Here is a 20147-nt window from a genome sequence, read left to right as displayed (position 1 = left end):
TTCTGTTGTGTTTCTATGGGGTAGATTGGCTTGCCTGAGTGGGGACGCGCCGTTAACTATCCATGAAATGCGTTTTTTAGTGATTCTTAGCTATGTGTTTCTATCGTGCTCGTCTGAGGTGTTTGCCGAGCCGAGCGATGCGCTTGCGGTGCAGCGTATTCTGGAGCGGTATACTGAGTCTCTAGGCGGCTCGCGTGCGGTGGAGGCGTTGTCATCCCTGAGCATTGAGGGCACCCAAATTCAGAATGGTAAAAGTTTTGAGTTTTTGATGCGTAAGAAGCGCTCGCACTCGATTCGTTACCGTTTAAACGCAGGGGCCACGTCGATTGTCTGTGGCTATAATGGTCGTTCGGGCTGGCAGCGCACCCAGGTCGGAGACGAGGTGACGATTAAGGACTTACCATCGAGTCAACTTACAGTGCTTCGTGACGAGGCGGATTTTGATAGTCCTCTATTCCGACATTTGGAAAAGTCTTGGAATGCGATTACTCTGTTGGGGGAGGGGTTGGTTGATGGGGAGCCTGTGAATGTGTTGGAGGTGACGAAGCAGGGCAAACCGTTCATGCGTTACTATCTAAGTGCACGCAGTGGCTTGATTCTTAAGCGTGAGCAGCTGAATGCCGACGGCACGCCTAGCCTAGAGACGCTCTATCGCGATTATCGTGAGGTCGATGGCTGCCAGTTCGCGTTTGAAGTGGAGAACCGTATTGGTGATCAGCAGGTGTCGTTGGTCAAGATTGAGACGATTGAGGTGAATCCAGGGCTGTTGAGCTTCTATTTCGAGAAGCCTCGGAATTAATCCGCTCTCTAATTGTGTCCGATGTTTTTGTCGTCGAGCTTACCTTTTAATTTGATGTCGAGTTTGAGACGCTCGATTTCGGATTGCAGGTAGGCGGCGAATTTTTTGTAGCGGGGCAGGACGCCGCGTGTTTCAAGTAGCTCTTGCTTGAGTGTAGCGGAGGAGCAAAGCGTGTAAATCGCGAGATCCAGTGCGTTCTCTGGTTCGTTGATGTTACTTAAGAATTGGACGACTTCTTTGGGAATACCTGCTCCGAGTCGCCTCTGTGTTTGGATTAAACTCAGGAGTCGGCTTTGACTGGTGGCGATACTGTCTTCAGAACCGCCGGGTTCGCTCAGGATTTGGCGGATCTGTGCCTTGCGGTAAGGCGCTTCGTCGCTGATAGATTCTAATTCGACACGTGCAAGTCCCTGTAGCACGAGGTTTGAGCTGCCGTCAGGGTTCTGTTTACATGCGCGCACCACACCGATGCCAGCGACAGAGTAGGGCGTCTCCGAGTCTGCGGAGCCTTCGCTGCGTTCGTCGAGCGTGGCGACGGCAAAAATACGGTCATTTGCCAGAACATCGGTGAGCATCGTCTTGTAGCGTGGCTCGAAAATAAATAGCGGCATCATCGCTTGCGGAAACAGCACGGCACCGCTGAGCGTCATGACGGGGACTTCTTGAGGGATCTCCACGTCGTCAATCATGACGGGCAGTTGTATTATTTTTTTCGGTGGTGTCGGTCTAGTTCCACTCATCGGGATGCAGCTTTGAATTATCAGGTTCGGGGCTCTCCGCGTAGTAAACCGCCATGCGGAAATAGCGGATACGGTCGTCGGGGATGCTGTCGCTTCTACGCTTTGCCTCTTCGAATAGCACCTCGGGCGCGCGCCCTTGGAGCTCGTAAATCTCCCGGATGCCGATGTCGATGAAGTTGCGTGCGACAGCGACATCCATGCGCGGGATGCGCATCAAAGGCGAATTGAGCGCTTCATAATCGACTTTCTTTTTCTTCTTTAGCGGGAGCATTGCCCGCAGTTGAAGCTAGAATTCTGCCAAATGCAATACGTGTTCAGGGCTGTTGGGATGATTTTCGGTTCATCGACGATTGGTGGGATGGTTGGCTATGAGTTGTGCTGCATGCTTCTCCTGCTTGCAGGCGAGCATGCCTTCGACAACGCAAAACAGGCTCTCTTCGAGAAGCCCGTTCCACAACTGGGTATAGTTTCATCGAGGTAGATGCACTTCTCGTTCGCCGCTGTTATAGGAATCTGCGACGAACACTCATCCTACATTCAGGAGTTAGAAGTAAGGAGTCAGACGGAGGTCTGCCTCCTAACTCCTCTTTTTAGGCTCATTAGTGTGTCACAGTTGTGGGACAGTGTCTGGTGGGTGTGACACAAAGTGTGACACTGTGGCGCGATTTGAGGCTGTTGAAGAATGTTGATAGATTCTTGTTCTGCCTTAAAGTTGTTGGTAGTCAGTTGGTTGTGTGGCATTTTGAATCATGGCATCGCGATTGCTTAAGACTTGGCATGGCTAAAATAATTGGAATTGATTTAGGAACAACAAATTGCTGCATGTCCGTAATGGAAGGCGGCGAAGCGGTTGTTATACCAAACTCGGAGGGTGCTCGCACTACTCCTTCTGTCGTGGCTTTCGCTAAAGATGGCGAACGCCTTGTCGGCCAGGCTGCAAAACGCCAGGCTGTAACCAATCCGACGAACACGATCTTCTCAGCGAAGCGTTTCATCGGACGTAAATTCACTGAAGTTGAAGAAGAAGCAAAGAGCCTTCCTTACAATGTCGTAAAAGGCAAAAACGGCGATGCTTACATCGAATGCGAAGTGAAGGGTAAGGCAGAGCAGTTTGCTCCAGAGCAGATCTCTGCGATGGTCTTGCAAAAGCTCAAGGCGGATGCGGAAGCATACTTGGGTGAAACTGTCACAGAGGCAGTTATCACAGTGCCTGCATACTTCAATGATGCACAGCGCCAAGCAACGAAGGACGCGGGTCAAATCGCTGGTCTCGAAGTGAAGCGTATCATCAATGAGCCAACTGCTGCGGCACTCGCTTATGGTCTTGATAAAGGTCAAGACGAAGTGATCGCGGTCTATGACCTCGGTGGTGGCACATTCGACGTATCGATCCTTGAGATCGGTGATGGCGTCTTCGAAGTTAAAGCAACCAATGGTGATACACACCTCGGTGGTGATAACTGGGACAGCGCTTTGATCGACTACCTCGTTGAAGAATTTAAGAAGGAGCAAGGCATGGACCTTCGCTCTGACAAGATGGCGCTCCAGCGCCTGAAGGAGGAAGCTGAAAAGGCAAAGATTGCACTGTCCTCGACTCAGAGCACAGACATCAACCTACCTTTCATCACAGCCGACGCTAGCGGACCGAAGCACCTGAACATCCAGCTCTCTCGTTCGAAGTTTGAGCAGATCTGTGATGCGCTCTACCAGCGCACCAAGGCGCCTTTCCAAGCGTGCTTGAAGGACTCAGGTCACACTGCATCTGAAATTGGCGAGCTTGTGCTGGTTGGTGGTATGACTCGTGCGCCTAAGGTTGTTGAGATCGCTAAGGAACTCACTGGTAAGGCACCACACCAAGGTGTGAACCCTGACGAAGTGGTCGCCATCGGTGCTGCGATTCAAGGTGGCGTGCTTCAAGGTGATGTGCGCGACGTGCTTCTGCTCGACGTGACTCCTTTGACACTTGCGATTGAAACTGCAGGCGGCGTTGCCACTGCAATGATCGAGCGTAACACTACGATCCCTACTAAGAAGAGCCAAACATTCTCCACCTACGCTGACAATCAGACAGCAGTGGACATCAAGGTGCTCCAAGGTGAGCGCCCAATGGCCAAGGATAACAAGACACTCGGTAACTTCCGTCTCGATGGTATCCCAACCGCAGCTCGTGGCACACCTCAGATTGAAGTGACTTTCGATATCGATGCCAATGGTATCCTTAACGTCAGCGCTAAGGATCAAGGCACTGGTAAGGAGCAGAAGATCACGATCTCTGGTTCTTCCGGCCTCGATAAGGACGAAGTTGAAAAGCTCAAGCGCGAAGCAGAAATGCACGCTGCTGAAGACGAAGCTCTCAAGGCTGGCGTCGAAGCACGTAACGAACTCGACAACATCGTTTACCAATCCGAAAAGCAGATCACAGACCTTGGCGACAAGATCCCAGCGGACAAGAAGACTGAACTCGAAGCAGCGATTGCTGAAGGTAAGGCCGTTCTTGAAAACCAAGACGCTGATGTCGATGCATTGAAAGCACCGAAGGACAAGATCACTGAGATCATGCAATCCTTCGCTGAAGAAATGTATAGCCAACAAGCAGCCGAAGGCGCCGCAGCTGGTCCAGAAGGTGCCGCTCCGGGTGGTGAGGCTTCCGAGCCAAAGCAAGCTGAAGGTGCTGAAACCGTTGATGCCGACTTCGAAGTAGTCGACGAAGACGACAAAAAATAATCTCTTTAAAAGAAGTTCGGAACAAGGAGTTAGAAGATAGAATCATACTCACGTATAGTGACAACACAGTCGCTGTAGGTGTTTAAACACTAACTTCTAACTCCTTAATTCTAGCTCCTCTTAATCATTCTCAAAACCAAAAATACAAAAAAAATATGAAAATCAAACCACTCGGTGAACGCGTTCTTTTGCAACGCATTGAAGAAGACGAACAAATCCGCGGCGGCATCATCATTCCTGATTCTGCTAAAGAAAAATCTCAAGAAGCTGAAGTTGTAGCAATTGGCACTGGCAAGAAAGACGACGCTGGTAAGGCAATTCCTTTCAATGTGAAGGTGGGCGATAAAGTTCTCCTTCCTGGCTACGGTGGCACTCCTGTCAAAGTCGATGGTGTTGAATATATCCTCATCGAAGAAGACAGCATCCTCGGCGTTATTGCTTAAGGATCACTCATATCAACAAAATACAATTTAAAGAAATAACACATTATGGCTAAGCAAATTTTATTTGATGAAGCAGCACGTAAAAAGATTCTAGCAGGTGTTGAAACACTTGCTAAGGCTGTCAAAGTAACACTCGGACCGAAGGGACGTAATGTTCTTATCGACAAGAAGTTCGGTGCACCTTCAGTGACTAAGGACGGTGTCACCGTTGCTAAGGAAATCGATCTCGCTGATCCTTACGAAAACATGGGCGCACAAATGGTGCGTGAGGTGGCTTCTAAGACAGCAGACTCTGCTGGTGATGGCACTACTACTGCAACCGTTCTCGCTGAAGCGGTTTACCGTGAAGGTATCAAGAACGTAGCTGCTGGCGCGAACCCGATCTACCTCAAGCGTGGTATCGATAAGGCTGTTGCTGCGGCAACTGCGGCATTCGCAAAGCAAAGCAAGAAGGTCAAAGACCGCGAAGAAATTCGTCAGGTTGCAACTGTTTCTGCGAACTGGGATGCTGAAATCGGCGACATCATTGCAGACGCAATGGACCGCGTTGGTAAAGACGGCACAATCACCGTTGAAGAAGCTAAGGGTATCGAAACATCCCTCGACGTTGTCGAAGGTATGCAGTTCGATAAGGGCTACCTCTCTCCATACTTCTGCACAGACGCTGAGTCTCAAGAAGTGAACTTCGACGATGCTTACATTCTCATCAACGAGAAGAAGATCAGCAACCTGAACGAAGTGCTTCCACTCCTTCAGCTCGCTGCTAAGTCCGGCAAGCCATTGCTCATCATCGCTGAAGACATCGAAGGCGAAGCACTTGCTGCACTCGTCGTGAATAAGCTCCGTGGCACATTGAATGTAGCAGCTGTTAAGGCTCCTGGATTCGGTGATCGCCGTAAGGCAATGCTTGAAGACATCGCAGTGCTCACTGGCGGTCGTTGCATCACTGAAGATCTCGGCATCAAGCTTGAGAACGTTCAGTTGAGCGATCTCGGTAGCGCAAAGCGCGTGTCGGTTGATAAGGAAAACACAATTATCGTCGAAGGTGGCGGTAAGAGCTCCGAGATCCAAGGCCGCGTCAAGCAGATCCGCCGTCAAATCGAAGCAACGACTTCTGACTACGATCGTGAGAAGCTCCAAGAGCGTCTTGCTAAGATCGCTGGTGGTGTCGCCGTCATCAATGTTGGTGCACAGACTGAACCAGAAATGAAGGAGAAGAAGGATCGCGTGGACGATGCATTGCACGCAACACGTGCTGCGGTTGAAGAAGGGATCCTTCCAGGTGGTGGCGTCGCATTGCTACGCGCTGCTAAGGCAATCGAAACAGCTGCTGGCACACTTGAAGGTGACGAAGCACTCGGCGCATGGATCGTGCGTCGTGCGATCGAAGCACCCCTTCGTCAGCTTTGCTTGAATGCAGGTGTTGAAGGTTCGCTCGTCGTTTCTGAAGTTCTCAAGTCCAAGGGCTCGAAGGGTTACAACGTCGCGACTGGCGAATACGTTGACCTGCTTGCTGCTGGTATCGTTGATCCAGCCATGGTAACTCGCACCGCGCTTCAAAACGCTGGTTCAGTTGCTGGTATGCTCCTCACCACTGAGTGCATGATCACAGACGCTCCTGAAGAAGGCGGCGCTGCTGGTGGTCATGGCATGCCTGACATGGGCGGCATGGGTGGAATGGGCGGAATGGGCGGCATGATGTAATCGCTTTGCGGTTACTTTAGCCACCACGCTAATACTACAGATTATAACAAAGCCCCGACCGGAAACGGTCGGGGCTTTTTCGTGGGCGTGTAGAATCACACATCGACTGGCAGTCCAATATATTGGTAGCGATGCGACGCTAGTCGCGTCAGTCAGAGTGGAGGTGCAGTCAGTCTGTAGGGATACATCGGTTTTGTGTTGCGGAAACCGCGACTTGTCGTCGCGTAGCTGTTGCGAAGCCTGAAGCGGTTTCGATCTGAGGATGGGAATAGAACCCAGATCTTTAACCGCTTATTTAGTTTTGCGGGAGGGACGGCCTCTGCGCCGTCAGCCGAGCATAAGCACCGAGCCTCGTCCCTCCCCAAATCAAGCGCCACTTCAACTCAGCGCCTGTTTTAATCTAGCCAATTGGGATGATCCGTTTAGCTCTCTAGGTATGAAACGCGTTGTTCTAGTTTGTTACCTGATCTTGCAGTTGTGTCCTGTTTCCGTGGCGCAGCCGAAGGTGGAGGACACGTGGGATCTGGTGCGCACTTACAATGCGTCGACACATGTATTTTATGGAGAGCTGACGAAGGTGATTCCGGAGCCCTTATATCAAACGGGTGTGATGGGGGTCCATTTTCAGGATATTGCCTATGGTGATATGCCGTTGCAGCAGTTGATCTGGGAGAAAGGCAAGCATCTGACATTTTCAGTCGATGAGAGTTTCAAAGGCCAGATGCCGGGTTCGTTTGTCGCGTATCGCTCGGATCATGATTTAAACTTGTGGACGTATGTGAAAAATGATGCAGGCGATGTCTTTCTATCGCCTCAGGTGGCGCTAGATCCATTGGTGCAGAACGTGCAAGCGAATGACCGTGCACTGTTTTTTGTGCGCTATTATTTAGGCTCCAATATTCCGGTGCTGTATCACGTCCGTGTGGGGCAACGTGCCGCGGATGACTTAGAGCTGCTGCGCGCACAGAAAGCGGCCGGGAATGTTTCGCTTGATATGATTGTGGAACAAGCTCAGATGCAGCAGCGCGCAATAGAGGCACGTGAGGCCGCTGAGTTTAAAGTCTTTGAAGATGAGTATTATAAAATCTTACGGATCAAGGACCTTCAAATCCGTCGCAGTTTGTTTAACGATTTAATCGTGCGCATGGGCTTTGAGGGACGCTGGTCGTATTATGATTTTAAAGAGCGCTACTTGGAGGCGCACGGTGCGTATCTCGAAGGATCTGAGGCGCAAGCGGTGCCATCGGGGCCGACGGGTGGTAAAGAGAAACTTTGGAATGACATCTCTCAAGAGTTGAACAAAATGGATGTCATCCAGAAGGCGCGTGCCCGCAAGAACTAGAGGCGCTAATATCAATTCAACGTATTTTTGTTATGAAAAAAATGGTCATGAGCACCGCCTCCTACGCTTTAAAATGCTTCCTGTATGGGATCGTTGGGGCGGTCGTGATGTTACTCATCGTTGCTGTGAAGATGATGAATAATAAGCCGGATCTACAACTGTGGCATGAAGTGGTGTTGGATGCAGAGTTTACGGAGGATTCAGACGTCAGCAGTTTTCAGGACTATTTGGAGTTAGAGGATCGCTTGTTTCAGCAACTCAATGAGTTGATCTACACGGATAGTGATACACCTGATGAGTTGGATGTGAATCGATATACGCGAGGCAGTCTTTCGGATGCGACTGCTTGGGATGTAAATTGGAATCGTAGTTTCGAGATGCCTGCGGAAAAAGCGAAGAGTGGCGTGCTGCTGTTGCATGGTCTAACCGATTCCCCCTATAGTTTACGGCTGATTGGTGAGCGTTTGAATCAAGAGGGTGCGCATGTCATCGGGCTACGCATACCAGGGCATGGCACGGCACCGTCGGCTTTGACAGTCACGACGTGGGAAGACATGGCGGCAGCAGTGCGCGTCGGGATGCGATCTTTAAAGGCCGCCGTCGGCGATCAACCGCTTTACGTCGTAGGCTTTTCAAACGGAGGGGCGCTCAGTGTGCGTTATGCAATTGATGCCATTGAAGATCCGAGTCTGCCGCAGTTAGAAGGTATGGCTCTGCTCTCTCCAGAGATTGGGATCACGCGGATGGCGGTCCTATCCATCTGGCAGGAGCGTATCGGCTACGTCTTACGTTTGAATAAACTACAATGGCAGTCGGTCTTGCCTGAGTATGACCCGTATAAATACACGTCGTTTCCTGCGAATGCCGGGATGCTTGCGCATAATCTGACGGTTGCGAACCGCGAGAGTCTTAAACAGCTAGAAGCAGATGGGCAGTTGTCGGGGTTCCCGAATGTCTTGGCGTTTCAATCGATTGTCGATTCGACGGTGTTGGCTCCGGCGTTGGTGAAGGACTTATTTGATCTACTGCCAGCCGATGTGGGGCATGAGTTAGTGGTGTATGATATCAATCGATCTGCTGAAATAGAGCCTCTGTTGAAAGCTGGGAAAATTCCAGATGTCGGACTTTTGGAGGCGCAGGCCACTCGCGATTATATCTTTACCCTAATTACCAATAAGGATGCGAGGAATGAGGCGGTTGAGGCGCATACGTATCCCCCACATATCCATGAGCCGCAACTGAGCTCGATTGGCTTGAAATGGCCTGAAACGATTTACTCACTATCACACGTCGCCTTGCCCTTTGCGGAGCAAGATCCGATCTATGGCGCTGGCCCGCGCAAGGATAAAACACGGATCCATCTCGGTGCCTTGGCCATTCGTGGAGAGAAAGGTGTGCTGTCGATCGCCGCCGCTGATATGCTACGACTTCGTTGGAATCCGTTTTACGAATACCAAGAGCAACGGATTGTGGATCACTTTAGTCAAAAGTAGGTGGCTTGCATAAGCTGGCCACCCGATTGGAGGTAATGCCAACGATGGCCATGTCGGTCGGGCACCTGAAGGAACCCGACTACGTTTTTTCACTATCACTCGTCACTCCTAACTAGCCGCGTAGCGGCTACGCACTCACTGCCTCTGGCTCGTCCTTCTCAATCTTAAGATTATTGATGATGAACTCCTGGCGATCGGGTGTGTTTTTGCCCATGTAGAAGGTCAGCATTTCTTTAATGGTCATGCCCTTGCCGATGATGACGGGATCGAGGCGGATGCTCTTGCCTATGAAGTGTCCAAATTCGTCGGGTGAGATTTCACCGAGGCCTTTGAAGCGGGTGATTTCTGGCTTCGGCTTACACTCTTCCATCGCTTCGCGGCGTTCTTCATCACTGTAGCAGTAGCGAGTCACCTTCTTGTTGCGCACGCGAAACAGCGGCGTCTGCAAAATGTGCAGGTGGCCTTGCTTGATCAACTCGGGGAAGAATTGCAGGAAGAACGTGATCAGTAGCAGGCGAATGTGCATACCGTCGACGTCGGCATCGGTGGCGATCACGACGTTGTTGTAGCGTAGGTCTTCGAGGCCGTTCTCGATGTTGAGGGCGTCCTGCAGGAGGTTGAACTCCTCATTTTCGTAAACGACTTTCTTGGTCAGGCCAAACGAGTTGAGCGGCTTGCCCTTGAGCGAGAACACGGCCTGTGTGTTGACGTCGCGCGCCTTGGTGATCGAGCCCGATGCGGAATCGCCCTCGGTAATAAATAGCGTGGATTCGAGGCGACGATCTGCCTTTGTTCCATAGTGCACGCGGCAATCACGCAGCTTCTTGTTGTGCACCTTGTTCTTACGCGCACGCTCACGAGAGAGCTTTTGAATACCTTTGAGCTCCTTGCGGTTGCGCTCGGACTCTTGGATCTTTTTGACCAAAATGTCAGCCGTCTCGGGATTGCGGTGCAGATAATTATCGAGTGCCTGCTTGATGAAATTGATCAAGAAGGTGCGCACGGTTGGACCTTTAGGACCCATTTCCGTGGAGCCGAGCTTGGTCTTGGTCTGAGATTCGAAGACGGGATCTTCGACTTTGACTGCCACGGCAGCGCAGATCGAGGTGCGGATATCAACCGCGTCGAAGTCCTTTTTGAAGAAGTCTTTGATGGTCTTCGCCAGTGCTTCACGGAAAGCAGCGAGGTGCGTGCCGCCCATCGTGGTGTGCTGGCCGTTGACGAAGGAGTAGTAGTCTTCGCCGTAAGAGTCGTTGTGTGTGAACGCGACCTCGATGTCGGTATCGCTCAAGTGCACGATTGGATACATCGGTTCGCCGTCCAACTTGTTGTTGAGCAAATCCTTGAGGCCGTTTTCTGATTTAAACTTCTTGCCGTTATAAACGATGGTCAGTCCGCGATTCAGATAGGCGTAGTTCCACAGCATGTCTTCGACGTAGTCATCGCGGAAGCGAATTGCGCCGAAAATTTCAGGGTCGGGGTCGAAGCGTAGCGCGGTGCCATCTTCGGCACCTTTACCGGATTTGTCCTTCTTATCTTCGGAGAGCACTTCGCCTTGAGAGAAGGTGACTGAGCGGGTCTTGCCATCGCGGAAGGCTTGAATCTCAAATTCGGAGGAGAGGGCGTTGACTGCCTTGATACCGACACCGTTGAGGCCGACGGACTTCTTGAAGGCTTCGGAGTCGTATTTCGCACCCGTGTTGATTTTTGAAGCGCAGTCCTTGAGCTTGCCGAGCGGAATGCCGCGGCCGTAGTCGCGCACCGCCACGTGGGTGCTGTCGATGTTGACCTCGATGATCTTACCGTTGCCCATGACAAACTCGTCGATCGAGTTGTCGATCACCTCCTTGAGGAGGATGTAAATGCCGTCGTCGGAAGACGAGCCGTCGCCCAATTTACCAATATACATACCCGGGCGCAGGCGGATGTGTTGTTTCCAGTCGAGGGATTTGATGCTGTCTTCGTTATATTTCGCGGACACAGGTAGGTAGAATTAGGAATTAAGAATTAGAAATTAGGATGGAGGTCTGCCAAGGGGCTGTGGTCAATCTGAACGTCGAACGTCCAACGTCCAACATCGAAATTTGAATTTTTTGAGAGTTGGAGCAGTTGTGTGCCGCGACTCATCTGTAGAAGCGGCACTCTTGCCGCTCTTCAGTGAACCAAAGCGACATGAGTGTCGCTTCTACTATTCCGCTTACGGACGATGCGGAGATCGTCCCTCCCAAACAAAAAAACGCGCTCCGTTGCGGGAGCGCGTTGATTTTTAAAACATCGTGTGGGCTTGCGGTGAAACAGACAGAACCTACGAATTCAGCTCGACCAGCTTTGCCATGATTACCTTTTGGGGAATTGATTTCAGTTAAATGGCTGAGTTAACCTCGCTTCAGTAGCCAAATGCAGATCGGCACTAGGGCTAATTCCATGGCGATGTATACACACAGGATCGGCGAGGCCATGCCGTCGACTATGATGCTCAGGATACGGCCACTGACTAGACTTCCGCAAAAGATGGCCAGAACGACGACGCCTGCATCTCGATATTTATCTGAAAACGCACAATACAGCCAAAAGCAGCCGAGTCCGATGTAGAGCATCATGACGGCTCTTAGGATGTGGGATTGATCCACGCTTGGTGCACTTGAATTGATTAGAAAGGTATCGAAGAACCATGCCGGTGAGATGCCATAGATGGCTCCGATGACGCAAATCGTTGCGAACGATACAATGAGTAGGTATTTTTTTAGATTCATAAGGACCTTTGTTGAGGTTTAACCTAGATGCGGGAGTTAGAAGTCAGGAGGTAGGAGTTAGTATTTCTGTGTCAGGGACTTACGGGATGTTGAGGGCTCGCCAGCTTGGCGAACCTCTCTGATATTGTAAGCAACTAATGATCTGGGACTAACTCCTGATTACTAGCTTCTAACTACTCTTTTGAGGTTTAAAAAACGGGACTGCTAAGTGCTGCGTATCGCGCACTCGCAGTCTCGAAAGTGTAATGGATCATCTCTGGCACTACCTATCGACGATCCATATCTTCTAAGGTCGCTTCAATTTGAGCCTGATTCTTGACTGGTGAAACGGCGGGCCATTCTTTGAAGGTGGCGAGGTGCTGTTTGACAACCGCTTGGGCAGGGCCAAATGCCCACATCTTCTTGCCCATCCAGTTGATATACATGCCGGATTCATCCGGAGCACGTTCGAACGGATCGCGACGCAAGTTGATGAGCATGGGTGCATTCAACTCTTCTTTTGCGCCTGCCCAACCGTGCGGCTGGATGACGAAGTGCGCCTTCCAGTCCCCATAACGCACGGCTTGGAGCTGTGTGCGTTCATAGTAAATGATCTCCTTGCGCTTGGATTCTTCAGTGCCCATTAGCAGGCCAAGCTGATTATATCCGTCCAAGTGTGCCTTATGGCCTTTATAGCCAGTCAACAATTGCTCCTTCAAGTCGGCAGGGCCACCGGCAGCAGCGACGAGTGTCGGGATCCAGTCTTTACCATCAAATAAACCATTATTCACGGTATTGGGCGGGATCTTACCGGGCCATGAAATGAGCATCGGCGCGCGCACGCCACCTTCCCAGGTGGTGCCTTTCTCGCCGCGGAACGGAGTCATGCCGCCGTCTGGCCATGTCATGATCTCTGGGCCATTATCTGCAGTAAACATGACGATCGTGTTATCTGCCACGCCGAGGGCTTCGAGTGTTCCTAGGATTTCACCGACATGATCGTCCAAGTCCTTCATGACGACTTCTTGGAGTCCCCAGCCATTTTTACCAAGCATTGCTTCATACTTTGGGGAGAGGTGTGTCCAGACGTGTCCGCGCGAGGGGCAATACCATGTGAAGAACGGTTTATCTGCTTCGACTGCGCGCGTAATGAAATCAATCGTGTGGCGGTTGACCTCGTCATCGAGTGTTCGCATTCGCTCGATTGGGAGTGGGCCATCGTCTTCAATCTTCTGACTGCCATCTGGCTGTGCCCATGCGTGGATCACATTGCGAGGCGCGAATTTTTTCTGGAATTCCTCGCCTTGAGGCCAATCAGGATCTTCGACATATTCCATCGCATTGAGGTGATAGAGCCAGCCCCAGTATTCGTCGAACCCATGCATCGTCGGTAGGAATTCGTCGCGATCACCTAGGTGGTTCTTGCCGAATTGGCCTGTGACGTAGCCTTGAAGCTTTAGTAGTTCAGGTAGCGTTGGGGTGTCTTGGCGGAGGCCGGCTGGGCCTCCGGGTAAGCCGACAGTATGCATGCCAGTGCGAACCGGGAATTGTCCTGTCAAAAATGCCGAACGTCCAGCGGTGCAGGACGGTTCGGCATAGTAATCGGTAAAGAGCATGCCCTGCGCTGCTATGCTATCGAGATTGGGTGTCTGAGTGGACATCATGCCGCGCGCGTAGGCATTTACATTCCAAACACCGATGTCATCGGTAAAGATGACCAGTATGTTTGGCTTCTCGGCGGCTCCGGCCGATAGGCTGGTAAGCATTAGGACGCATGAGGTGAAGAACTTATTCATAGTTTGGGGTATTATACGTGTGGTGAGGTAAACTAACTAATCACTAAACAGATTCAGTTTAACCTCGTTTGCAATCTGCACATTTAGATTAAAGTGAGTAAAATCGTGGATCTCAGGCCTGATGCCTGAGTGGGCAGAGTTTTCCTTGATCCCGGAAGTTGGTGCGCAGACTAGATACGAAAAACGCACCTCATTGCTGAGATGCGTTTTGAAAAAGAGTGAGGGCGACTCGCCTTCATTGGTGGTTGCGGTGGGCGAGTTGCCCACGCTCCTTTAGCCGTTCAGTTCAACCAGCTTGGCCATGATCGCTTTCTGAGCGTGGAGACGGTTTTCAGCTTCGTCGAAGATGATGCTTTGCGGGCTGTCGAGCACGTCTTGGCTGACTTCTTCGCCGGCGTGTGCTGGCAGGCAGTGCATGAAGTAGGCGTCGGGCTTAGCAAGTGCTAGGAGCTCGGCGTTGACTTGATACGGTGCCATTTCCTTGAGGCGCTGCTCGGCTTCGGCTTCATCACCCATCGATACCCATACATCGGTGTAAATCGCGTCGGCGTCTTTGACCGCTTCCTTCGCATCGGAAGTGTAAGTGTAGTTCACTGGCAGGCCATCGGCTTTGAGCGCATCGATTACGGCTTGCTTCGGCTCATACCCTTCGGGGCCAGAGACGACGATCTCCATGCCGAACATGGCGGCGGTGAGAATCCAAGAGTTCGCCATGTTGCAGGCGCTGTCTCCGAGGAAGGCGACTTTCTTGCCTTTGAGCGTGTTGATATCGACTGCGTCGGGCGAGTAGCGCTCAAGCAGGGTGAAGATATCAGTGTAAAGCTGGCAGGGGTGGTTGAAGTCGGTCAGGCCGTTGATGATCGGCATGGTGGCATGCTTAGCGAACTCGGTAACGACTTCGTGCTCGTAGGCACGGATTACGAGACCGTGGAGGTAGCGTGACAACACTTTGGAAGTGTCTTCGACTGTTTCGCCGCGACCGATCTGTGTATTCTGTGAATTGAGCACGATCGGGAAGCCGCCTAGCTCGTTAACGCCGACCTCAAAGGAGACGCGTGTCCGAGTGCTGCTCTTGTAGAAGAGTAGTCCCCACGATTGCTTGTTGAGCGAGGCGGGCGTGTTGAACCGGTCGTCTTTGAGGGACTTTGCGAGGGAGAAGACTTCTTGTGCTTGTTCGAGTGTGAAGTCGGTGACTTTTAGAAAATGGTGCATCTGATTCAATTAGGAATTAAGAATTTGGAATTAAGAATGACAATGGAGCTGCGCGGAAATGGCGTAGCAATTAAGAATCCAGCTCAGCAAAGACTTCGTCGAGAATGCGGACGCTTTCGGCGAGTTCTTTGAGGGTGGCTGTAAGTGCTGGTAAGAGGCGGATGGTATTGTGACCTGCGGGGACGATCAGCATGCCTTTGGCGCGAGCGGCTGCAGTGACGGCAAGTGCATCGGCGTGAAGCGGGAGACCGACCATGTATCCAGCACCCCGCATGCCAGCGATGTGTTGTGGGTGCTTTTTGATTAAATCTTGGAGGCCTTCGTGCCAGATCGAGCTGTTCGTGGCGACCTCATCGAGGAGGTTGTCTTCTTCGATGATGTCGAGTGTGGCATTGGCTGCGGCGCAAGCGAGTGGCGAACCGCCAAACGTGGTGCCGTGTGAGCCGGGTTGAAACAGTTCTGCATAGGGCTCGGATACCCAGATCGCGCCGATTGGGAAGCCACCGCCGAGGCCTTTGGCCATACCGATTGCATCTGGCTTTACGCCGCTCTTTTCAAAGGCAAAGAAGTGTCCGCTCCGGCCGATGCCGCATTGCACTTCGTCGAGCATGAGCAGTGCGCCCCGCTCGGTGCAGAGTGCCCGTAGTTCTTGAAGGAAGCTGTCTTCGGCAGGGAAGATGCCGCCTTCGCCTTGTATGGATTCTATGAATACAGCGGCGACGGTGTCGTCGACGAGTTTGTCGAAGCTTTCAATGTTGTTGAGCTGGCCAAATTTAAAACCGTCCAGCATTGGCCGGAAGCCACCTTGGATTTTTTCCTGCGGTGTGGCGCCCATGCCGCCGAAGGTCCGACCGTGGAAGGCGTGTTCGGCTGCAACGACGGTATACCGCTTGTCTTCTTCGCCGCCAGAGAGATTCCGGCCGTGGAGCCGTGCGAGTTTGATAAGCGCTTCGTTGGCCTCCGCACCACTGTTGCAGAACAGTGTCCGGCCTGGGCCAGCCTTTTCGATGATCCGGTCAGCGAGCTTTTGCTGGCCAGGGATGCCGTAAAGATTGCTGCAATGGGTGAGGGTGGCGGCTTGGTCTTGCACGGCTTTGACCCATTTCGGGTGTGAGTGGCCGACAGATGTGACGGCGATGCCGCTACCGAAATCCAAGAAGCGTGTGCCGCTCTCGTCGTAGAGATATACGCCTTCGCCCCGCACTGCGTTGAACGCGGGCGGGCCGTAGTTTTTCATGAGAGTTGGGTGATGCATGGGAAGAATTAGGAATTGGGAATTACGAATTAGGAGTGCCTTTGATACCGGCTGACTCTGCTGGGCGGCGCTTTGCGAGCAAAGGCCCTACGAATGGAAGCCTTAGCCGTTTACGATCTCGGTGCCGACACCTTTGTCGGTGAAGATCTCGAGTAGGAGGCTGTGTGGGTTTTCGCCGTCGACGAAGTGCACGCGGTGCACGCCACTGCGGAGGGATTTGACTGCGCTGTCGGTCTTCGGGATCATGCCCTTGCTGATAGTGCCATCCTTGACGAGGCCTGCGACTTCGTCGGCTTTGAGCGATGAGATGAGTGACTCGGGGTCGCTCATGTCGCGCATCAGGCCAGGCACGTCGCAGAGATAAACGAGGCGGCGTGCGCGTAGAGCGGCGGCGACACGGCCAGCGGCTGCGTCGGCATTGGTGTTATACACTTGCCCGTCTTCGTCACAAGCGATCGGTGAGATCACTGGGATGTATCCGTCGTTCAGTGCTTTCTTGATGATCTTGGTTTTGACAGTGTGCGTTTCGCCAACAAAGCCGACGTCGACGTGTTCGCCATCGACCACGACGTCTTTCTTGTCGCAAACGAGCACGTCATTGCCATCGATGCCGAGAGGGCGAGCACTCTTCTTTTGCAAGATTTCGCAAATGTCGAGATTGACGACTTTGTTGAGTGTATGTTCGACGATCTGAACCGAGTCTTTGTCGGTGACACGTAGACCATGCTCAAACCGAGTCTCAACATTAGACTCAGCGAGGGCACGAGTGATGGCCTTGCCACCTCCGTGCACCACGACGACTTTGATGCCGACAGCTGCTAGGAATGCGATGTCGGTGGCGACGCGTGTGCGCACTTTCGGGTCGGCATCGTCCATGAATGCACCGCCGTATTTGACGACGAAGATGGAATCACGAAACCGCTGAATGTAGGGAAGTGCTTCGAGGAGCACGGCTGCCTTAGTGGTGACGTCGAGGTGGTCGGTGTTTATCATTATTTGAAAAGCTGAAACTTTGGAAAAACTGAAACGCTGAAACGTTTAAAGAGCGCGAAGCGACTACTCCGATTTATTGAAGTCTACGTAGGCTTCGCTGAGGTCGGAGGTTAGGAGACGGAAGGTGCCTTCGCCTTGATTTAGATTGAGTGTGATGCGGAAGCGGTTTTTCGCCGCGATGTCTTTCCACTCCTGAAGTTTGTCGTCCTGTGGGCGGCCTCCAATGAGGGCGGGGCAGTCATCATAGTGGATATCGAAGCAGGTTTCGTCGAGGCCGACACGGGCGTAACCTGCAGCATCGGCAAGACGTCCCCAGTTGGGGTCGGAGCCATACCAAGAGGTTTTAACGAGTAGGGAGTTTCCCACTGCGCGGGCGACTTTCTCGGCATCGGCATTTGATTTGCAGCCTTTGACGGTTAATTCAATGAGCTTGGTGACCTTCTCGCCATCGCCGACGATTTTCTCGGCCATGCTATCGCAGACTTGATAGACTGCGTCTTTAAACGCGGCGAGGAGCTCTGGCGTTGCTTCGGCTTGAATGCCGGATTTGCCGTTTGCGAAGAGTAGCACCGTGTCGTTGGTGCTCATGTCGCCATCGATGGAGATGCAATTAAATGTCTTATCGCAGGCTTCTTTGATGACTGTTTTGAGCAGTGCACCGCTTGCCTGTAGGTCAGTGACGACGTAGGCGAGCATCGTTGCCATGTTTGGTTCGATCATGCCTGCGCCCTTTGCCATGCCAGAGACTGTGATGGTCTGGTCTTCGTATTCAAACTGTGCGGTGGCGACCTTCCGCCGTGTGTCGGAGGTGAGGATGGCATCGGCTGCGTTGAGTGAGGATTGCCGTTCGCTGTTAAGTGCTTTCGCTGCTGCTGCGATGCCTGCTTCGATCTTTTGCATCGGTAGCTTCCGGCCAATCCGGCCAGTGGAGCAGACGAGAAAAGGGGCGCCGATGCCTGTTTCGAGCTGCGCGAGTGTGCTCATTTGCTTCGCGTCCGCCATGCCCTGCTCGGCAGTGGCTGCGTTGGCATTGCCACTGTTAGAGATGCACCCCGCGATGTTGTCCGCGCTCTTTGCGAGGATTGCTTGGCACACTTTGACTGGTGCGGCACAGACGTCGTTCAATGTGAATACACCGGCTGCGCTGCAAGGCTCTTCGGAAATGAAGAGCGCTACATCGAGCCGCTTGGTATCGCCGGTTTCCCGGATGTCGGCGGGCACGCCGGCAAGTTTGTAGCCAGGGCAGTCTGCGAGGCCGCCGGAATCTTCGATGAGTTTGACTGTAAGTGGCGTGTTCATGTCGGTAGGCGGCGTGTTATGCAGGTTTTAGACCAGTCCGGCTGTTTCTTTGAAGCCGAACTTTAGGTTGAGCAGCTGCACGGCCTGGCCGCTGGCTCCTTTCAATAGATTATCAATCACAGAGGTGATGATGAAGTTGTCTGTCCGTGGATCATAGACGGCAGAGATGTCTGCCCGGTTGGTGCCAGTCACGTATTTGGTGTCTGGATACGTGCCGCTTGGAAGCACGCTGACAAAGGGCTTGTCGGCGTAGGCTGTGTTCCAGGTCGAGTAGATGTTCTGCAGTGAGCTTTTCTTGGCTTTAGCGACGATGGTGGTCGAAATGCCCCGCGACATGGGTGCCAAGTGCGGGTTGAATTGCACGATACAATCTGCGAAAGCTGCGCTGCTGAGTTGTTCTTCGATTTCGGAGAGGTGGCGGTGCTTCGGCATGCCGTAGCCTTTCATGCTTTCGTTGCGTTCGCAGTAGATGAAGTCTTCGGCGACCTTGCGGCCAGCGCCGCTGACGCCGCTGTAGCTGTTGATTACAATGCCATCGGTCTTGATCAGGCCTGCCTTCAGTAGTGGAACCAGTGGCAGTTGAATGCTGGTGGGATAGCAACCTGGGCAGGCGATGAGCGATGCACTTTTCCATTTGTCGTCCGCGAGTTCGGGGATGACGTAAGGTGCCGCAGCTAGTAAATGTGGTGCTGGGTGTTTATGGCCGTAGTAGTCTGCGTAAACTGTAGTCGAGTTGAGCCGGAAATCTGCGCTCAAGTCGATGACGACTTTGCCTGCTTGGAAGAGGGGATCTGCATATTCGGAGGCGACACCGTGTGGCAGCGCGAGGAAAAATACGTCGAGGTCGTTCCGAGCAGCAAGCTCTGTAGGATCTGAGTTTGTAAACTCAAGGTCGCCGACTAAGTGCCGTAGCCCTGGCATGACATCTGCGACGGGCTTGCCCGCGAGCGAACGCGAAGTGACTGCGGCTAATGTCACGTCTGGATGACGTGAAAGTAGCCGAACTAGTTCTTCTCCGGAATAGCCGGATGCTCCGATGACTGCTGCGTTCATAATAAAGTGAGAAGTGGCGCCTGCGGCGAGTGACGCCTACGGCAGTGAAAGTGGTGGAATAGCTGGTGGCTGATGAGCCAGAATGTTGAAAAAGAAAAAACCCTCCAAGGCACGTAATACGGCCTGGGAGGGTTTGCAAAAATGCGTCCTTGCCGCTTGGCGGTTTAACGTTTCGAGAACTGGAAGCGCTTACGTGCGCCAGGCTGACCTGACTTCTTACGCTCACGAGAGCGTGGGTCACGCTTCATGTGGCCTTCTTGTTTGAGAGGCACGCGAAGTTCGCTGTTGAGTTTTTCGAGAGCACGAGCGATGCCGAGGCGAGTTGCGCCTGCTTGGCCATTGAGACCGCCACCTTCTGCTTTAACGATGATGTCCACCTGATCTGCCATCTCAACGGTAGTGAGAGGGGAGAGTGCTGCGCGGGTGAAATCTTCAGTCTTGAAGTAGTCAGCTGGCTCTTTGCCGTTAACGATGACTTTACCAGTGCCGCGAGTAAGGCGGACACGTGCGCGCGCTGTTTTACGGCGGCCGACGGTTACAAATGTTTGTTCGCTCATTATAG

Annotated in this window: 17 protein-coding genes; 6 read left to right on the top strand and 11 right to left on the bottom strand. The window is 52.4% G+C overall.

Annotated elements, in window-relative coordinates; genetic code table 11:
• Window positions 1-67: 67 nt before the first annotated feature.
• Entirely contained in the window at window positions 68-799 is a 732-nt protein-coding gene (locus tag GZZ87_RS01950) for a hypothetical protein (RefSeq protein ID WP_162024728.1), read from the top strand.
• Window positions 800-807: 8 nt separating this feature from the next.
• On the opposite strand, the gene GZZ87_RS01945 is transcribed toward GZZ87_RS01950, so the two are convergent.
• Together GZZ87_RS01945 and GZZ87_RS01940 are read right to left on the bottom strand one after the other, a co-directional pair.
• A complete protein-coding gene (locus GZZ87_RS01945; RefSeq protein WP_162024729.1) occupies window positions 808-1539 on the bottom strand; it encodes an LON peptidase substrate-binding domain-containing protein in 732 nt (243 codons plus the stop codon).
• Window positions 1526-1810 carry a helix-hairpin-helix domain-containing protein gene (locus GZZ87_RS01940; RefSeq protein WP_162024731.1) on the bottom strand — a complete coding sequence of 95 codons (285 nt, stop codon included), beginning with the start codon at window positions 1808-1810 and terminating at the stop codon, window positions 1526-1528. Before GZZ87_RS01940 ends, GZZ87_RS01945 begins: the two co-directional genes overlap by 14 nt.
• Before the next feature lie 506 nt (window positions 1811-2316).
• Here GZZ87_RS01940 and dnaK point away from each other — a divergent pair.
• The 5 genes from dnaK (at window position 2317) to GZZ87_RS01915 (ending at window position 9245) form a co-directional block, all read left to right on the top strand.
• Window positions 2317-4263: a molecular chaperone DnaK gene (gene dnaK / locus GZZ87_RS01935; RefSeq protein ID WP_162024732.1), complete on the top strand. Its 1947-nt coding sequence runs from the start codon at window positions 2317-2319 to the stop codon at window positions 4261-4263.
• Between the two features lie 155 nt (window positions 4264-4418).
• Window positions 4419-4706 (top strand): co-chaperone GroES, encoded by a 288-nt coding sequence (locus GZZ87_RS01930; protein ID WP_162024733.1) that lies wholly within the window; start codon window positions 4419-4421, stop codon window positions 4704-4706.
• A 45-nt stretch (window positions 4707-4751) separates the two neighbouring features.
• On the top strand, window positions 4752-6410 hold the full coding sequence (gene groL, locus GZZ87_RS01925) for a chaperonin GroEL (RefSeq protein WP_178092110.1): 1659 nt from the start codon (window positions 4752-4754) through the stop codon (window positions 6408-6410).
• A gap of 436 nt (window positions 6411-6846) precedes the next feature.
• Window positions 6847-7752, top strand: coding sequence for a hypothetical protein (locus GZZ87_RS01920; RefSeq protein WP_162024734.1), 906 nt, complete (start codon window positions 6847-6849; stop codon window positions 7750-7752).
• Between the two features lie 32 nt (window positions 7753-7784).
• Complete coding sequence (locus tag GZZ87_RS01915; protein ID WP_162024735.1) at window positions 7785-9245, top strand: alpha/beta fold hydrolase; 1461 nt, start codon at window positions 7785-7787, stop codon at window positions 9243-9245.
• Between the two features lie 127 nt (window positions 9246-9372).
• Here the strand turns inward: GZZ87_RS01915 and GZZ87_RS01910 are convergent, their stop codons facing one another.
• The 9 genes from GZZ87_RS01910 to rpsI form a co-directional block, all read right to left on the bottom strand.
• Complete coding sequence (locus GZZ87_RS01910; RefSeq protein WP_162024736.1) at window positions 9373-11226, bottom strand: DNA topoisomerase IV subunit B; 1854 nt, start codon at window positions 11224-11226, stop codon at window positions 9373-9375.
• 394 nt (window positions 11227-11620) lie between these two features.
• Window positions 11621-11998: a DUF4345 domain-containing protein gene (locus GZZ87_RS01905; protein ID WP_162024738.1), complete on the bottom strand. Its 378-nt coding sequence runs from the start codon at window positions 11996-11998 to the stop codon at window positions 11621-11623.
• A gap of 266 nt (window positions 11999-12264) precedes the next feature.
• Entirely contained in the window at window positions 12265-13773 is a 1509-nt protein-coding gene (locus GZZ87_RS01900; RefSeq protein ID WP_162024739.1) for an arylsulfatase, read from the bottom strand.
• 273 nt (window positions 13774-14046) lie between these two features.
• Window positions 14047-14985 carry an ornithine carbamoyltransferase gene (gene argF, locus GZZ87_RS01895; RefSeq protein WP_162024740.1) on the bottom strand — a complete coding sequence of 313 codons (939 nt, stop codon included), beginning with the start codon at window positions 14983-14985 and terminating at the stop codon, window positions 14047-14049.
• A 70-nt stretch (window positions 14986-15055) separates the two neighbouring features.
• Window positions 15056-16240 carry an acetylornithine transaminase gene (locus GZZ87_RS01890; protein ID WP_162024741.1) on the bottom strand — a complete coding sequence of 395 codons (1185 nt, stop codon included), beginning with the start codon at window positions 16238-16240 and terminating at the stop codon, window positions 15056-15058.
• A 102-nt stretch (window positions 16241-16342) separates the two neighbouring features.
• Window positions 16343-17233 carry an acetylglutamate kinase gene (gene argB, locus GZZ87_RS01885; RefSeq protein WP_178092111.1) on the bottom strand — a complete coding sequence of 297 codons (891 nt, stop codon included), beginning with the start codon at window positions 17231-17233 and terminating at the stop codon, window positions 16343-16345.
• Between the two features lie 63 nt (window positions 17234-17296).
• The gene (argJ, locus tag GZZ87_RS01880; RefSeq protein WP_162024742.1) at window positions 17297-18532 is read right to left on the bottom strand and encodes a bifunctional glutamate N-acetyltransferase/amino-acid acetyltransferase ArgJ; all 1236 of its coding nucleotides are present in this window, start codon (window positions 18530-18532) and stop codon (window positions 17297-17299) included.
• Between the two features lie 27 nt (window positions 18533-18559).
• Window positions 18560-19585, bottom strand: a complete 1026-nt coding sequence (argC, locus tag GZZ87_RS01875) for an N-acetyl-gamma-glutamyl-phosphate reductase (protein WP_162024743.1) — start codon at window positions 19583-19585, stop codon at window positions 18560-18562.
• 164 nt (window positions 19586-19749) lie between these two features.
• Window positions 19750-20142: a 30S ribosomal protein S9 gene (gene rpsI, locus GZZ87_RS01870; protein ID WP_162024744.1), complete on the bottom strand. Its 393-nt coding sequence runs from the start codon at window positions 20140-20142 to the stop codon at window positions 19750-19752.
• Between the last annotated feature and the right edge of the window lie 5 nt (window positions 20143-20147).

It is taken from the genome of Lentimonas sp. CC4 (genome assembly GCF_902728235.1).
In the GTDB taxonomy this organism is placed as follows: Bacteria; Verrucomicrobiota; Verrucomicrobiia; order Opitutales; family Coraliomargaritaceae; genus Lentimonas.
Note: the sequence above shows the minus strand (reverse complement) of the source record. Positions and strands in the feature narration are given on the sequence as shown.

What these genes read in the sequence shown, in the direction of transcription:
- GZZ87_RS01950 (WP_162024728.1), top strand. Translation starts at nt 68, where the DNA reads ATGCGTTTTTTAGTGATTCTTAGCTATGTGTTTCTATCGTGCTCGTCT.
- GZZ87_RS01945 (WP_162024729.1), bottom strand. Translation starts at nt 1,539, where the DNA reads ATGAGTGGAACTAGACCGACACCACCGAAAAAAATAATACAACTGCCC.
- GZZ87_RS01940 (WP_162024731.1), bottom strand. Translation starts at nt 1,810, where the DNA reads ATGCTCCCGCTAAAGAAGAAAAAGAAAGTCGATTATGAAGCGCTCAAT.
- dnaK (WP_162024732.1), top strand. Translation starts at nt 2,317, where the DNA reads ATGGCTAAAATAATTGGAATTGATTTAGGAACAACAAATTGCTGCATG.
- GZZ87_RS01930 (WP_162024733.1), top strand. Translation starts at nt 4,419, where the DNA reads ATGAAAATCAAACCACTCGGTGAACGCGTTCTTTTGCAACGCATTGAA.
- groL (WP_178092110.1), top strand. Translation starts at nt 4,752, where the DNA reads ATGGCTAAGCAAATTTTATTTGATGAAGCAGCACGTAAAAAGATTCTA.
- GZZ87_RS01920 (WP_162024734.1), top strand. Translation starts at nt 6,847, where the DNA reads ATGAAACGCGTTGTTCTAGTTTGTTACCTGATCTTGCAGTTGTGTCCT.
- GZZ87_RS01915 (WP_162024735.1), top strand. Translation starts at nt 7,785, where the DNA reads ATGAAAAAAATGGTCATGAGCACCGCCTCCTACGCTTTAAAATGCTTC.
- GZZ87_RS01905 (WP_162024738.1), bottom strand. Translation starts at nt 11,998, where the DNA reads ATGAATCTAAAAAAATACCTACTCATTGTATCGTTCGCAACGATTTGC.
- GZZ87_RS01900 (WP_162024739.1), bottom strand. Translation starts at nt 13,773, where the DNA reads ATGAATAAGTTCTTCACCTCATGCGTCCTAATGCTTACCAGCCTATCG.
- argF (WP_162024740.1), bottom strand. Translation starts at nt 14,985, where the DNA reads ATGCACCATTTTCTAAAAGTCACCGACTTCACACTCGAACAAGCACAA.
- GZZ87_RS01890 (WP_162024741.1), bottom strand. Translation starts at nt 16,240, where the DNA reads ATGCATCACCCAACTCTCATGAAAAACTACGGCCCGCCCGCGTTCAAC.
- argB (WP_178092111.1), bottom strand. Translation starts at nt 17,233, where the DNA reads ATGATAAACACCGACCACCTCGACGTCACCACTAAGGCAGCCGTGCTC.
- argJ (WP_162024742.1), bottom strand. Translation starts at nt 18,532, where the DNA reads ATGAACACGCCACTTACAGTCAAACTCATCGAAGATTCCGGCGGCCTC.
- argC (WP_162024743.1), bottom strand. Translation starts at nt 19,585, where the DNA reads ATGAACGCAGCAGTCATCGGAGCATCCGGCTATTCCGGAGAAGAACTA.
- rpsI (WP_162024744.1), bottom strand. Translation starts at nt 20,142, where the DNA reads ATGAGCGAACAAACATTTGTAACCGTCGGCCGCCGTAAAACAGCGCGC.